General features: G+C 74.0%; 11 protein-coding genes. 5 read left to right on the top strand and 6 right to left on the bottom strand.

Annotated features, from left to right (window positions below):
- Positions 1–56 precede the first annotated feature (56 nt).
- Positions 57–1,733, bottom strand: coding sequence for a zf-HC2 domain-containing protein (locus AC4BDD_RS17140; RefSeq protein WP_490691809.1), 1,677 nt, complete (start codon positions 1,731–1,733; stop codon positions 57–59).
- 215 nt (positions 1,734–1,948) lie between these two features.
- A complete protein-coding gene (locus AC4BDD_RS17145; RefSeq protein WP_490686315.1) occupies positions 1,949–2,530 on the bottom strand; it encodes an RNA polymerase sigma factor in 582 nt (193 codons plus the stop codon).
- A gap of 348 nt (positions 2,531–2,878) precedes the next feature.
- Here AC4BDD_RS17145 and AC4BDD_RS17150 point away from each other — a divergent pair, with 348 nt between their 5' ends.
- Positions 2,879–3,226: an STAS domain-containing protein gene (locus AC4BDD_RS17150; protein WP_490691810.1), complete on the top strand. Its 348-nt coding sequence runs from the start codon at positions 2,879–2,881 to the stop codon at positions 3,224–3,226.
- 164 nt (positions 3,227–3,390) lie between these two features.
- Here AC4BDD_RS17150 and AC4BDD_RS17155 read toward each other — a convergent pair whose 3' ends face one another.
- Together AC4BDD_RS17155 and AC4BDD_RS17160 are read right to left on the bottom strand one after the other, a co-directional pair.
- Positions 3,391–4,602 carry a sensor histidine kinase gene (locus tag AC4BDD_RS17155; protein WP_490686316.1) on the bottom strand — a complete coding sequence of 404 codons (1,212 nt, stop codon included), beginning with the start codon at positions 4,600–4,602 and terminating at the stop codon, positions 3,391–3,393.
- A complete protein-coding gene (locus tag AC4BDD_RS17160; RefSeq protein WP_490686317.1) occupies positions 4,599–5,267 on the bottom strand; it encodes a response regulator in 669 nt (222 codons plus the stop codon). Before AC4BDD_RS17160 ends, AC4BDD_RS17155 begins: the two co-directional genes overlap by 4 nt.
- 246 nt (positions 5,268–5,513) lie before the next feature.
- Between AC4BDD_RS17160 and AC4BDD_RS17165 the strand changes: the two genes are divergently transcribed.
- The gene (locus AC4BDD_RS17165; protein ID WP_490686318.1) at positions 5,514–6,308 is read left to right on the top strand and encodes a DUF4344 domain-containing metallopeptidase; all 795 of its coding nucleotides are present in this window, start codon (positions 5,514–5,516) and stop codon (positions 6,306–6,308) included.
- A 439-nt stretch (positions 6,309–6,747) separates the two neighbouring features.
- Here AC4BDD_RS17165 and AC4BDD_RS17170 read toward each other — a convergent pair whose 3' ends face one another.
- Entirely contained in the window at positions 6,748–8,262 is a 1,515-nt protein-coding gene (locus AC4BDD_RS17170; RefSeq protein ID WP_490686319.1) for a helix-turn-helix domain-containing protein, read from the bottom strand.
- Positions 8,263–8,343: 81 nt separating this feature from the next.
- On the opposite strand from AC4BDD_RS17170, the gene AC4BDD_RS17175 reads away from it, so the two are divergent.
- Positions 8,344–9,708 (top strand): alpha/beta fold hydrolase, encoded by a 1,365-nt coding sequence (locus AC4BDD_RS17175; RefSeq protein WP_490686320.1) that lies wholly within the window; start codon positions 8,344–8,346, stop codon positions 9,706–9,708.
- A gap of 323 nt (positions 9,709–10,031) precedes the next feature.
- Entirely contained in the window at positions 10,032–11,408 is a 1,377-nt protein-coding gene (locus AC4BDD_RS17180) for a M64 family metallopeptidase (protein ID WP_490686321.1), read from the top strand.
- Positions 11,409–11,509: 101 nt separating this feature from the next.
- Here AC4BDD_RS17180 and AC4BDD_RS17185 read toward each other — a convergent pair whose 3' ends face one another.
- Positions 11,510–12,079: a hypothetical protein gene (locus AC4BDD_RS17185; protein ID WP_490686322.1), complete on the bottom strand. Its 570-nt coding sequence runs from the start codon at positions 12,077–12,079 to the stop codon at positions 11,510–11,512.
- Positions 12,080–12,309: 230 nt separating this feature from the next.
- On the opposite strand from AC4BDD_RS17185, the gene AC4BDD_RS17190 reads away from it, so the two are divergent.
- Positions 12,310–14,214 carry a serine/threonine-protein kinase gene (locus tag AC4BDD_RS17190; RefSeq protein WP_490686323.1) on the top strand — a complete coding sequence of 635 codons (1,905 nt, stop codon included), beginning with the start codon at positions 12,310–12,312 and terminating at the stop codon, positions 14,212–14,214.
- The last annotated feature ends 6 nt before the right edge of the window (positions 14,215–14,220 follow it).

A 14,220-nucleotide genomic window follows, 5' to 3' on the forward strand; every position in this document is an offset into this window, starting at 1 on the left:
CTCAAACTCCCCCAGCTACCGCTGGGAGGTGCCCCCAGGACGGGCTGAAGAGCGTGTCAGAGCCGGGACATGGCGGCGGTGGCGAAGAGGACGTCCCGGATCGCCTCCGGGTCTCCGACCTGCCCCGCCGCCGCGTCCTCCGGCGGCACGTGCCCGGCGGCCAGCTGGTAGAAGGTGTCCCGGTCGAGGGTGATCTGGGCGACCGCCTCATCGGGGCGGGCCAGCGCGGCGGGTGAGTCCAGCGCGATGTACCAGTGGCCGCCGCCGCTGCCCTCGACCTCCAGGTGCAGCGAGCGGCCCGGCGTGCCCGCGGCCACCAGCTGCCGGGGCGGCGCCGCCCGTCCAGCGCGGCGGCGCTCGGCGATCGTCTCGGGCAGCCGCCGCGCGTACAGGTCGATCATGTGGTTGAGGTGGGCGGACGTCGGGGGCTTGTACGGATAGCCGACGGCGTCCGCGATGTCGCCGCCGTGCACCCAGCAGGCCAGGGCGCGGTCGATGAACGAGTCGCGCACCGGCATCCGCAGATCGCCGAACGGCACGGGCCGCTCGTCGACCCCGCGGCCGGCGAAGGACGCGGACCGCACCAGCGAGCACGCCTGTTCGCGCCACGGCTCGTGGATCGCGCCGGGCGACCGGCGGTCGTACCGGTCCCGCGTCGTCCGGCCGCCCAGCGCGCCGGTCACGCCACCGTGCACGCCGGGGCCGGTGCCCTGGCCCGGACCGGTGTCCGGCGCGGTGTCCGGATCCAGGGGCTCGACCGGTTTGGCCCGCCAGATCGCCTCGGTACGGGCGAGCGGGGAGGCGGGCGCGCCCGGGCCCAGCGGATCGGGCAGCCCCAGCACGGTGGCGAGTATGCCGTCGACCGCCATCAGATGCCCGATGACCCCGGCGACCGTGGTGTCCCGCTCGGCCGACCGCTCGCCGTCGTCGAACCACTTCAGCCGCACCGGAGCACGCCACTCCGCCGAGCCCATGTCGCGCAGCAGCGCGTCAAGCCGGGCCGCCTCGGCGTCGTAGGCGGTGGCCCACTCGGGCACCGGGATACGGGCCGGGCGGCGGACCAGGCAGCCGGCCAGCACCCGCGAACGGAGCAGCGGGTTCAGGTCGAGGTTGTCGTCGTGGTGCAGCAACCCGACCGCGTCGCGCAGCCGCAGCGCCTCCTCGGCGCACGGCACGCAGTCGTTGAGGTGCGCCTCGACGGCCGCCGTCTCCTCACTGGAGCAGGCGGCCAGCGCCCAGGCGCCGAGCAGCGACTTGAGCACGTCATGTGAGTGCGCGGGCAGCAGCGGGCCCGGCCCCGCCGACGGCACCTGGCGTCCCGGCGGCAGCGCGAACCCGCCCGCCGCGGGGGACGCTGTCACGGGCGATGCGGGTGACGCTGCCGCGTGGGGCGTTGCCGCGCCGGGCGGTGGCTTCCCCGCCGGTGGCTTCCCGGCCGGCGGACTCGCGGTCGGCGGGCTCCCGGTCGCCGGATTCCCATCCGGTCCGGCCGACGGGTTCGAGACCGGCGGATTCGCGGTCGGGGCCCGATCGGGCCCGGGGGATCCGTCCTGCCCGGTGGTCGGCCCGGGGCCTGCGCTCGGCCGGATCACCGGCTCGGCGGTCGCGTCCGGCTCGGCCGCATGCCCGGCCGCCGCTTCGGCGGATCCGTTCGGCTCGGCCGTCGGCTCGGGAGTTTCGTTCGGCTCGCCCGGCCCGGCGGTTGCCTCCGGCCCGGGCTGCTCAGGTGTCATCGGCCGCTCGCCCCTGGGCCAGTGGCTGCCGTCCTCGGCCGCCGGGCGCGGAGGCGGTATCCGGACCGACCCCGCGGGGCCGGACCGGGCGCCGGGGCGGCCACCGGGCGTGTCGGGGCCGCCGCCGGCCCGCTCGCCGGTGTCGTCCTCGGCGCCGTCCTCCTCGTAGCCGTCGTGGTCGAAGCCTTCGAAGCGGTCCGGGCCGCCGGGCCCCTTCACAGCGCCCGCCCGTAGCTCGGCGGCGAGACCCGGTGCGGGCCCGTGACGTTCGCCGTGGAGAGGAGCTGGAGGCCGAGCCGCAGCCGGCGCCGGGCCTCGTCCTCGGTGACGCCCAGCGCGGCGGCCGCCTGCCGGTAGTCGTGGCGGTGGCGGTAGGCCAGCTCCAGCGCTTCCCGTAGCGGGGCGGGCATCGAGGTGACGATGTAGTCGGCGCGGGCGGCCGCGGAGGCGTCCCGGATCTTCGCCTCCACCTCTGCCGCGCCGGCCGGGCAGCCTTCCGGCAGGCACGCCGTCTCGGCCTCCCGGAGCCGCTGCACGGCATACCGGTGGGTGAGCGAGGCGACCCAGGAGCGGAAGGAGCCCTGCTTCGGGTCGTACGCGTCCGGGTTCTCCCAGATGTGGGTGAAGACCTCACGGGTGATGCGGTCGGCGGCGTCCTCGTCGTCCATGATCCGGTGTGCCAGCTGGTGGACGAGCGAGGCGAAGCGGTCGTACAGCTCACCGAGCGCGGCGGCTTCCCCGCGCGCGAGCCGCTGTTGCATCTTGCGGTCCCAGCGGGGTGGTGCGTCGTGCGCCATGCGGCCCCCATCCTGTCGTCTCGAAGTCCGCCCGGTATCCGGCGACTATGCCGTTCCTCGCATCGAATGTAGTGCGAACGACTGACAGCGCATGCCCGTTCCGGGCAATGTGCCACTTTCGGGGACTGCGGATGGTATTGGGCTCGTCACTTTCCGCACGAGGAGGGCGAGTCGGGGGCGGGCCGGGACGTAGGGTCGTTGCCGGCGGTTGACACCCGCTCGGACGCCGGGACGGGTTTCAAGGGGGACAGGTGTTTCACGGGGGAGGGGACGGGCAGCCGCACTCGGGAACGGGCTATTCCGGTTGGCGGGGCGAGTGAAGGGCATCGACGCGTGGCGCTGAAGGTGATGGAGGGCGTGAGAGGCGAGTGGGTCGTGCTCCGGGTCTCGGGGGAGATGGACCTGGTGACCTCCCCCGCGGTCCGCCAGCATGTGCACGACGCGGTCGCCGAGGGCCGCCATGCCGTGGTCCTCGACCTCTCCGAAGTCCGCTTCTGCGACTCCAGCGGGGTCGGGGTGCTGATAGCCGCGCGCCGGCTGATGCGCTCCTGCTCCGGGAAGCTGCGGCTCATCCTGCCCGCCCAGGACGCGCCCGACGGCTCCCACGTCAACCGGGTGCTGGCGGCGCTGGGCGTGCAGCGCCTGTTCGAGATCTACCCGGACCTGATCGCCGCCACCGAGCCCGCCGCGGCGTAGCCCGAGGCCGTTGACGCGTAGCCAGCGCCGGGCGCCGCGTAGCCCGGAGGGGCGGTGCATCACTCCGGCCGACTGTGTAGCGATGGCGGAACGGGCTGCCCATCGCACCCGCGCCGAGCGGGACCGGCCCGGGCGCCGCCGAGCGGACCGGGGACCCCGACGGCTCAGGCGCCGGCCAGCCCCGGCGGAATGCCGTCGCGCGGGAACTCCGCCCGCACCACGAAACCGCCGCCCTCCGTCGGATGCGCGTCGAAGGTGCCGCCCAGCAACTGTGCCCGCTCCCGCAGGCCGACCAGCCCGTGGCGCCCACCGGGCAGCTCCGGGGCCGGCGCGTCCGCGTCCGGCGGCCCGTTGCGTACCTCCACCCGCAGCGTGCGGCGGGCCGGGTCGCGGTCGGTGATCCTGACCTTCACGCGCGCCCCCGGCGCGTGCTTGCGGACGTTGGTCAGCGCCTCCTGCACGGTACGGAAGGCGGCCCGCTCCACCGCCTCCGGCCGCTCCGCGTGGTCCGGGGCCTCACGGCCGTAGTCCGCCTCGTACGTCACGTCGAGCGCGCTCACCTCGATCAGCCGGGGCAGGTCGGCCAGCCGCGGCTGCGGGGTGAGGTCCGCCCCGTCGCCGCCCGCCTTGCGCAGGATGCCCACCATGTGGCGCAGCTCGTCCAGGGTGCGCACGGCCAGATCGCGGATGGTCCGGGCGCCCTCCCGGGCCCGCGGGTCGTCGGTGCTGATCTGCACCGCCCCGGCCTGCAGGCTGATCAGGCTGACCTGGTGGGCGACGACGTCGTGCATTTCGCGGGCGAGCCGGGCCCGCTCGCGGCCCAGCACCCGGTCGGCGAGCAGCTGATCGGCGTGGCGGCGGCTGCGGGTGAGTTCCTCGACCCTGGCGGCCAGCTCCCGGCGGGTGCGCATCAGCAGGCCCAGGGCGATCGGCCCGATGCTGGTCACCACGGAGTCGATGAGGGTGAGGGTGTTCTCGCGGTAGGCGGTGGGCTCCAGGTCGGACACCGGCCAGGGGACGAAGTGCGCGGCGGCCAGCAGCGGCGCGCACAGCGCCAGCAGATGCAGGTTCGGGCGGCGGACCGCGACCGTGTAGATCGCGATCATGGGCGCGAACCACACGTAGCCGATGAAGATCCCCGGCAGGGTGGCGAGGAAGACGGTGACCGGGAAGCGCCGGCGCAGCGGCAGCACGGCGGCCGCGATCAGCGAGACGTTCAGCTCCAGGCCGAGGGTGACGCCGTTGACCAGCAGCGCGTCGGCGACCGCGAGGACCACGGGCACCAGCAGCGAGGCCCAGCGTATGAGCCAGGCCGGCGCCCGGCGCGGCGGGGCGGTCGCGGCCGCTCCGGTGGTCATGGAGGGGGCAGTGGTCATCGTCGGCCGCCCGCCGGGGGTCTGCCCATGACCAGCCCGGCGCGGTCGGCGACGATCGCCGCCTGCACCCGGTTGAGCCCGCCCAGCTTGCCGAGCACGGCCCGGACGTGGTCCTTGACGGTGCTGGGCGCGAGCCCCATCCGTTCGGCGATCTGCGGGTTGGCCAGCCCCTCGCCGAGCAGCGCCAGCACCTCCCGCTCGCGCCGGGTCAGCGCGCCCACCGAGGCGGCGGCGGTCGCCTCCGCCTCGGCCGCGAGGAAGCCGCCGATGACCGCCCGGGTGACGCCCGGGTCCAGGACGCTGCCGCCCGCGGCGAGGGTCCGCACCGCGCGCACCAGCTGTTCCGGGTCGGTGTCCTTGAGCAGGAATCCGGCGGCTCCGGCGCGCAGCGCGGCCGCCAGGTACTCCTGGGCGTCGAAGGTCGTCAGCATCGCCACGGCGGGCGGCCGCGGCAGCTGGAGCAGCCGGCCCAGCACGGTCAGCCCGTCCACGTCCGGCATCCGGATGTCCAGCAGGACGACCTCCGCGGCGCTGCTCGCCACCCGGTCGACCGCTTCGCCGCCGGAGCAGTCGGCGACCACCTCGATGTCCGGGGCCGTTCCGAGGATCAGCCGGAGTCCGGACCGGACGAGCTGTTCGTCGTCCACCACCGCAACACGGATCACCCGACCGCTCCCTCATTCCTTCTACGTGCGTTCCCAAGAGTGCCGCACAACCGTGGTGAAGTGGAGCGCAGCCGTCCGTCTGTGGGCGGGATAACCCCCGCCGACCGGCGGGGGTAAGACGGGACCAGCGGCGGATTTCGCACCGGCCGTCTACCCGGCAGAGTGCTCTCCATGCTGCACCATCCCGCAGGGGCCACCCGGACCTCTGCCCGCTCCACTACGTGCCACCGCGCTCACCTGCGCAGCGTGGCCGTCCTGGCGGCCACCGGCGTCGTCACGGGGCTGATAGCGGGGTGCAGCACAGAGTCACAGGCCGCCGCGCCCCCCACACGCGGCGGCCTGTCCGCTGTCTACCGGGCCCCCGATGGCGCCGAGAACGCCCGCGCCCGCGACTTCCTGCGGCAGCGGCGGCTGCCGGAGAAGATCGCCCAGCGGCTCAACGACCGGCTGCCCCGCGCCCCGCGCATCGCCATCGAGGGCCGCGCCTGCGGAGACTCGGACGTCGCCTACGACCCCGACAAGGGGCGCGTCGACCTCTGCTACGAGTTCGTGGACGAGGTCCGCACGATGTTCGAGGAGGCCTCGGACGCCGATCTGGCCTCCGGGGGTGACACCGCCGACCGGACCGCCGGCGTGATCACCGAGACGCTTTACCACGAGGTCGCCCACGCGCTGATCGACCGGCTCGACCTGCCGATCGTCGGCCGCGAGGAGGACGTCGCCGACCAGTTCGCGGCGTACAACCTCATCCCGCAGGGCAAGGACGGCCGCGCCGCGGTGCTCGCCGCCGCCGACAACTACGCCCTGTACGCCGAGGACACCGACCCGCAGGACATCGACTTCGCCGACGAACACCTGCCGGACGCCGCCCGTTCGGCCAACTACCGCTGCTACGTCTACGGTTCCGCGCCCGCCAAGGGCCGCGCCCTCGTCGACGGCGAGCGGCTCACCAAGGCTCGTGCCGAGCTCTGCGAGGACGAGTACCACGATCTGCGGCGCGGCTGGAGCGAACTCCTCGCTCCGTACGAGACCAGCAGCTGACCGGCCCCTGGCGGGGGGAGAGGCCGGTTGGCTGCGGGATACGTCGCGGCGCCGCGGAGGAGATGACCCGCGGCGCCGCGGCCCGGCAAGGCCCGCCCGGCACGACCGGCCGGACGGGACGCGCCGTACGTCCGGCCTGACCAGCCGGAGGGGGAAACCCGGCCCCGTCCGGCCTGACCAGCCGGACGGGCCGGTTCGCCGTTCCGTGACGACGTGCCGGAGGGCGGGACCGACCGCCTCGGGATCGATGACGACGTGCAGGAGGGGCGGGGAGGGGCACCTTCGGGGCACTAAAGCGTGATTTGCGGGCAAATGGACGGCAACTTCACGTCGTAGGAGGTGGCCCGTAAATCATGCCGCCCCGAAGGTGCCCCGGACCGACCCGTCCCCCACGACGGCGCCCTCCCACGACGGCGCCCCCACGACACCGCCCCGCCACCTACAGCGGTGGCTCAGCCGGCGCCGGCCCCAGCGTCGTCGTCCCCGGGGCCGCCCGATGGCCCAGCCCCGTCCGGTAAGCGTCCAGCGCGGCCTCCACCCGCCCCTCGCGCCGCAGCAGGTCCCCCAGCAGCCGGCACAGATCGGCCAGATCCCCGGCCGCCCCGGTGCGCTCCAGCAGCGACAGCGCGGCGCAGTAGTGCTCCTCGGCGGTCTCGGTGTCGCCACGCTCCTCGGCGATCAGCCCCAGCAGCCGGTGCGCCCCGCCCGCGTGCACCGCCCCCCGTTCCGCGGACAACGCACCCGCGCCCGCGGCCACAACCGACTCCGCACCCGCACTCACCCCACCATCCGCACCCGCCCCAAAACCCGCACCCGCAGCCACAACCGACTCCGCCCCCGACTCCCGAAGCAGCGGCAGCAGCAGCGCCTCCGCCTCCGCCGCCCGCCCCCGCCGCCGCAGCACATCCGCCAGCTCCACCTCCACCTGCACGGTGAAGAGCGCCGCCCGCTTGGAGGCCAGCATGTCGCGCGCGGTACGCAGTTCGCTCTCCGCCCGCGCGAGGTCCCCGTCCTGCGCGTGGACGTAGCCGCGCATCCAGTGGCAGTGCGCGAGCTCCGTCCTTATCCGCAGCTGCTGGTACAGCTCCTGCGCCTTGGCCAGCGAGGCGTCGGCCTCCGCGGTGCGGCCCTCGGCGATGAGGGTGCGGGCCACCCCCCGGTGCATTCCGGCGATGAGCGCCGGGTCCCCGACCCGGGGCGCCAGCGCGAGGGCCAGTTCGGCGGCGTGCGCGGCGCGGGCGTGCGCGCCCATGTCCATGTACGGGGCGATGGACGCGGTGTACAGCAGCAGCAGCGCGTCCGGGTCGTGCAGACCGGAGGCGTTCAGCTCGTCGACCGCGCTCTCCAGCAGATAGCAGGCGTAGCGGAGTTCACCGGCGAGCAGGTGGGCGGTGGCCCGGCCGCGGATCGCCGGGACGCGCTGCGGCAGCGGCTCGTCGGCCAGCAGCGCCTCCGCCGCCTCGAAGTGGTCGCGCGCGGCGATCAGCTCGCCGGTCTCCAGGGCGCAGTCACCCAGCCCCAGCAGCGCGGCGGCCCGCTCCGCGGTGAGCGCCAGCCGCTCCGCCTCGGCGAGCAGCTCCTGGAAGAGTGCGGCGGCCTCTCCGGCCGAGCCGGTGGCCAGGGTGTGCCGGGCGTCGGTGAGACCGGCGCGCAGCCGGGTTGCCTCCTGCGGGGAGCGCCCGGTGGCCAGCTCCTCGTAGCTGGTGCCGAGCCGCTCGGCGAGATGGCGCAGGGCTGCCTCGGAGGGCCGCACCTTGCCCGCTTCCAGGGTGGACACATAGGCGGCGGTGTAGGCCGGTTCGGCCAGCTGCCGCTGGGTGAGCCCCTGTCGGGTGCGCAGGCGCAGCACCCGGCGTCCGATCTCCTCCGGCCGGTCCGCGCGTACGTCCCCGGTCCCCGTGGTCCCCGTCTGCGCCACCGCAACCCCTCTCCGGTCTCCCGGCCTGCCCCGCATGCCGGCTGTGCGTACCCGCGGTATCTACCCCGGCGGTACGTTAATCGCCGACATAAATTCATTTACGTGAGGACTGATTCGATGTCCAGATCGACGACCGTCCGGCAGCCGGGGCTGGTGCTCAGCGACCATCACTTCGACGTCCCGCTCGACCATACGGCGCCGGACGGGGAACAGATCACCCTCTACGCACGGGAAATCGTCGCCACCGGCAACACCGCCGCCGGCGACACCGGCAGCGGCAGTGGCAACACCGACGGCGGCGCTCCCGACCGCGCCCGCGAGGACCTGCCCTGGCTGCTGTACCTCCAGGGCGGCCCCGGCTTCGGCGCCGACCGCCCGGTGGGCCGCTCCGGATGGCTCGACCGCGCGCTGGACGAGTACCGGGTGCTCCTGCTCGACCAGCGCGGCACCGGCCGCTCCACCCCGGCCAACCGCCAGACCCTCGCCCTGCGCGGCACCCCCGAGGAGCAGGCCGCCTACCTCGCCCACTTCCGCGCCGACGCGATCGTCCGGGACTGCGAGCTGATCCGGCAGCGGCTGACCGGCGGCCGCCGGTGGACCGTGCTCGGCCAGAGCTTCGGCGGCTTCTGCGCGGTGAGCTACCTCAGCCACGCGCCCGAGGGCCTCCAGGCCGCGCTGATCACCGGCGGGCTCCCGTCGCTGGACGAGGACGCCGACGCGGTCTACCGGGCGGCCTATCCGCGCATGGAGCGCAAGACGCTGGCCCACTACGCCCGTTACCCCGGCGACATCGCGGCCGTCCACCGCATCGTGGCGCACCTCGCGGACCACGAGGAGGTGCTGCCGGACGGCTCCCGGCTCACTGCTGAATCGTTCCAGCAGGTCGGCATCCTGCTCGGCTCCGGCGACGGCTCGCACCGCCTCCACTACCTCCTGGAGGACGCCTTCGTGCCGACCCCGGACGGCGAGCGGCTCAGCGACGCCTTCACCGAGCAGGTGGCCGGCATCCTCTCCCGCGCGGGCAGCCCCCTGTACACGCTGCTCCACGAGTCCATCTACGCCCAGGACGGCCGGGCGACGGACTGGTCCGCCCACCGGATCCGCGCGGAGTTCCCGCGGTTCGACGCCGGGCAGGCGCTCGCCGGAGGCCACCCGGTGCTGCTCACCGGCGAGACCGTGCACCCCTGGATGCTCCGGACCCACGCGGCCCTGCGCCCGCTCGCCCGCACCGCCGAACTCCTCGCGGCACGCACCGGCTGGGGCCCGCTGTACGACGCCGAGCGGCTGGCCGGCAACGCCGTGCCGGTGGCGGCCGCGATCTACCACGACGACCTCTTCGTCGACACCGAGCACTCGCTGCGCACCGCCCGCGCCATCCGCGGGCTGCGCACCTGGGTGACCGACGAGTACGAGCACGACGGGGTGCGGGCCGGCGGCCGCCACGTCCTGGACCGGCTGCTGAAGCTCGTCCGCGACGCGTAACCGGGTGCACGACGGCAGCCCCACGCGACGCGTAAGGGCTTCCCCCCGTTTCCCCGGTCTTCCGGTCTTCCGGTCTGACGAATTTCCGGCCGCCGGTCATCGACCGCTCGGCCGTCCACCGCGGTGAAAGCCCTGCTCAAGCGGTGGTCGAGGGCGTCTGGGCTCAACTTCCCCTCGGCCACCGCTCGTCACGCCCGCCGCATACTCGTGTCGCGCCCATTGCCCGGCGGCCGTTGAGCCCTTAGTTTGAGCCACGGCTTAAACCCCCCACTAAAACCGGCTTAACTCGCCGTTTACGGAGCCCTCTTCAGGGAGACCTCATCGTGCGCAGATCCCATCGCCGCCGCAGTCGCATACGCATCTCGGCCCGGGCCGCCTCGCTGGTGGCCGGCATAGCCGTCACCGCCGCCGTGGCCGCCACGGCCTCCGCGGGTACCTTCACCGACGCCGGTGATTCCCACCCCGCCACCGCCTCGCAGACCGCCGGGAAGTCGGCGGAGGTCGAGGTCGAGTACTTCACCGGGCCCGACGGCCACCCCCGTCACGCCAAGGTCCCCGCCGCCAGCCCGGACCGCCTCACCCGCAACTCCAGGTCCCTGGCGCCCGCCGCGGCCGCCGCCGACGGCGACGTGACGCCGATCGTGCAGCAGGGCTCCACGGCCGACAAGCTCGACATCGTCTTCATCGGCGACGGCTACACCCTCAGCCAGCAGGAGGACTTCCACGCCGACGTGCGCAGCAAGTGGAAGGAGATCTCGGCGGTCCAGCCGTACGCCTCCTACCAGGGCCTGTTCAACGTCTGGTCGGTGGACGCCGTCTCCCGCGAGTCCGGCGTCTCCGGCGATCCGGCCAAGGACGTCGTCAAGGACACCGCCCTGAAGTCGTACTTCTGGTGCGACGGCCTGGAGCGGCTGCTGTGCGTGGACACCGACAAGGTCGAGTCCTACGCCGCCAAGGCCCCGGCCGCCGACCTCGTCGTCGTGCTGTCCAACAGCACCAAGTACGGCGGTGCCGGCTACAACGACGTGACCTCCAAGCCGGGTTACGACGGGATCGCCACCGCCTCCTCGGACAACGCCGACTCCGACCAGGTCGCGGTCCACGAGACCGGCCACTCGCTCGGCAAGCTGGCCGATGAGTACTTCTACCCCGAGTACGGCACCTACACCGGCCCCGAGCCCGCGGGTTCCAACGTCAGCACGCTCAGCGCCGAGCAGCTCAAGCAGCAGAAGAAGAAGTGGTACCGCTGGCTCGGCCAGACCTCGCCGGACGGCGGCACGGTCGGCGCGTACGAGGGCGGCGGCTACTACCCCAAGGGCATCAACCGGCCCACCGACAACTCGATCATGCGCACCCTGGGCCGCGAGTTCAATCTGCCCGGGCGCGAGGCCATGATCGCGGGCTTCTACCGGCACGCGAGTGTGCTCGGCAGCTCCACCGCCACGGACACCGTGCTCAGCCGCGGCGCCCGGGTGAAGATCGACGTCCCGGCGTCCGCGAGCGTCACCTGGTCGGTGGACGGCAAGACGGTCGTCTCGGCCAAGGGCAAGCTGGAGATCACGCCGAAGGCCCTGGGTGTCCCGGCCGACGGCGCCACCCACACCATCCGCGCCAAGGCGACCGACCGCACGAAGGCGGTCAAGGACCCGGCGCTGCGCAAGCTGCTGACCGACAGCCGCAGTTGGCGCGTGGCCGGCTGACCGGCTGACTGACGCGCCGGCCGACCGGCTGACCCACCGCCCTCGCCGCCCCGTGGCCCGGACATCCCGGCCGCGGGGCGGCGTTCTTCGCGCGGTGCGCGTCAGGAGAGGTTGGCCGACTTGAAGGTCTGGCCGAGCTTGCACCGGAAGCTGGCGGGCGCGGAGGACGGCCGGATGCTGATCTCCTGCGACAGCGGCTTGGTCTTGGACTGACCGGCGGGCACATCGCTCACGCTGAAGAGCAGGCCGTCCAGGTACTGGCCGCTCCCGTCGACGATCTCGACCGATCCGTCGTAGCCCGCCGTGCCCCGCGAGTTGCCGTTGGTGACGGTGATCGTGGCGGAGGCCCGGTCGCCCGTGAAGTCGAAGTCGCAGGCGGTGATGGCGATGTCGTCCTCGGGCTCCGTCGTGGTCAGCGGACCGGTGGGCGGCGCCGTGGTGGGGGCGGTGGCCACCCCGCCGTTGGCGTGCCCGCCGGTGAGGTTTCCGGTGTCCCCGCCGGTGGTGTTCCCCGCCGTCCCGCCGGAAGTCCCCAGCCCGCCGGAGGACGTGAAGCCGCCATGGTCCGAGCCGCCGGACCGCCGCTTCTTGCCGTCGCAGCCGGTCACCCCCGCGAGGGCGATCACGGCTATTCCGGCTATGGCGACAGCACGGACACGGTTGGGCTTCATGCGTCAAATCCCCCGAATGCGTCATTGGGTTGAGCGCCCTTTGGCAGGCGCGCGCCAGGTTACCAACGGCGGAATGAAGCGCTCCGGTGCCATGGAAGTCCTGCGGGCGGTCACGGCGCAGCGAACTCCGCCCAGACCACCTCGGTGCCGAGCGGCCTGCGCTGGTCGGCCCGGCCGGGTCGGCGCACCGCGCCTGATGATCATTTTCAGCGTGCGGCAAGATGATGGCCATGGACAGCTTCGGGGGAGACGGCCGCATGCTCGCGGGGCGGTACCGCCTGGTCTCGCGGCTTGGGCGCGGCGGCATGGGCACGGTCTGGCGGGCCGTCGATGAACTGCTCGAACGCGAGGTCGCGGTCAAGGAGCTGCACCCGGACGACGGGCTCTCCGGTCTCGACGCCCAGCTGCGACGCGAGCGCACGCTGCGCGAGGCCCGCACGCTGGCTCAGCTGAAGCACCCCAATGTGATCGTGCTGCACGACGTCGTGGAGGAGCCGGCCGGGCAACCGTGGATCGTGATGGAGCTGGTGGACGGGCAGTCGCTCGCCGATCAGCTCGCCGCCTCCGGCCCGGTCGGGCCGCGCGAGGCTGCTCGGATCGGGCTCGCGCTGCTGGACGCGCTGCGGGTGGCGCACGCGAGCGGGGTGCTGCACCGGGACATCAAGCCCGCGAACGTGCTGATGGAGGCGGGCACCCGGCGCGTGGTGCTGACCGACTTCGGTATCGCCCAGGTACCCGGCGCCACCACGATCACCGAGACCGGCTCCTTCGTCGGGTCGCCCGAATACACCGCGCCGGAGCGGATGTCGGGCCACCGGACCGGCCCGGAGTCGGACCTGTGGTCGCTGGGCGTGCTGCTGTGCGCGCTGGTCAGCGGCGAATCCCCGTTCCACCGCGACTCGCTGGGCGGCGTGCTGCACGCCGTGGTCTTCGACGAGATACGCCCGCCGACCGCCGCCGGGCCGCTGCTGCCCGTGGTGCGCGGACTGCTGGAGCGGGACTGGGGGCGGCGGCTGGACGGCGACGCGGCGGAACGGCTGCTGCGCGCCTGCGGGGAGGGCGGGGACACCCCGGAAATGCCCGTCGATGCCTCGCAGGTGGTGCCGCGCGGCGAGCCGGTCCGCCCGCCCGGGGCCGGGACGGAGGGGCCCGGAGGCCGTCAGCCCGGCGGCCATGGCCCGGTCGGCCCGGCCGGTCCGGCGCCGGTGGCAGAGGGCGGAGCCGCAACCTCGCCCACGCCGCCCGGGCCCGTCGGCCCCTCGGCCGCGGCGCCCGCGCCCGCCGCCGGAGCCGCCGGACCACTCGGCCACACTGCCGCACCCACACCCGTACCGGCGTCCGCATCCGCGTCCGCCTCCGTACCGTCCGGCCACGCCGCGGCGCCCGCACCCCGGATCGCCACCCCCGGCCCCGGCCCCGACTCCGCGCGGGACGCGCGGCGCCGCCGGCCCGCCTCCCACGCCCGGACGGCCGTGCTCACCGCCGTGGCGGTGGTCGGGCTGCTCGCCGCCGGAGCGGGCGTCGCCACGCTGCTGCTGCGCAACGACGATTCCGGCGGCGGCAGCCAGGCGCACCGGAGTGGCGGGAAGGTGACGCAGGGGCCGACGACACCCCCGTCGCAGGGGAAGTCCACCGGCCCCGCGAAGAAGTCCGCCCTGCCCGACCAGGGCGGCAAGGGCGCCCTCCCCAAGGGCTACACCATGGTGAACGACCCGGCCGGTTTCCGGCTGGCGGTGCCCGACGGCTGGGGCCGGTCCTACGAGGCGCCCCGGGTCTACTACTACTCGCCGGGCAAGGAATTCCGCATCGGCGTCCACATCCAGCCGCAGGACCCCAAGGGCCCGCTGGGGCTCAGCAAGGAAGCGGACGCCAAGGGCCCGCGGAACTACCGCGGTTACCGCAGCGGACAGGTCATCGAGACCGAGCACGAGGGCATCCCCGCCGCGCTCTGGGCCTTCGTCTGGGACGGCGGCATGGACGACGGCGGCGCCCGCCAGACCTGGGACATGAGCTGGGACGAGGGAAACGTCATGTGCGATCTGTGGGTGTCCGCCCCGGTCAGTCAGAAGGGCCAGGGCAAGCAGTATTTCGACACGCTCGTGGAGACCTTCGACCGCCCCGGTGGCCCCTCCTGACCGTCC

It is taken from the genome of Streptomyces sp. JLBT605 (genome assembly GCF_058215555.1).

Excerpts from the sequence above, each read along its gene's own strand:
- AC4BDD_RS17140 (WP_490691809.1), bottom strand. The coding sequence starts at position 1,733 with ATGACACCTGAGCAGCCCGGGCCGGAGGCAACCGCCGGGCCGGGCGAG.
- AC4BDD_RS17150 (WP_490691810.1), top strand. The coding sequence starts at position 2,879 with ATGGAGGGCGTGAGAGGCGAGTGGGTCGTGCTCCGGGTCTCGGGGGAG.
- AC4BDD_RS17145 (WP_490686315.1), bottom strand. The coding sequence starts at position 2,530 with ATGGCGCACGACGCACCACCCCGCTGGGACCGCAAGATGCAACAGCGG.
- AC4BDD_RS17175 (WP_490686320.1), top strand. The coding sequence starts at position 8,344 with ATGTCCAGATCGACGACCGTCCGGCAGCCGGGGCTGGTGCTCAGCGAC.
- AC4BDD_RS17155 (WP_490686316.1), bottom strand. The coding sequence starts at position 4,602 with ATGACCACTGCCCCCTCCATGACCACCGGAGCGGCCGCGACCGCCCCG.
- AC4BDD_RS17170 (WP_490686319.1), bottom strand. The coding sequence starts at position 8,262 with ATGCGGGGCAGGCCGGGAGACCGGAGAGGGGTTGCGGTGGCGCAGACG.
- AC4BDD_RS17190 (WP_490686323.1), top strand. The coding sequence starts at position 12,310 with ATGGACAGCTTCGGGGGAGACGGCCGCATGCTCGCGGGGCGGTACCGC.
- AC4BDD_RS17185 (WP_490686322.1), bottom strand. The coding sequence starts at position 12,079 with ATGAAGCCCAACCGTGTCCGTGCTGTCGCCATAGCCGGAATAGCCGTG.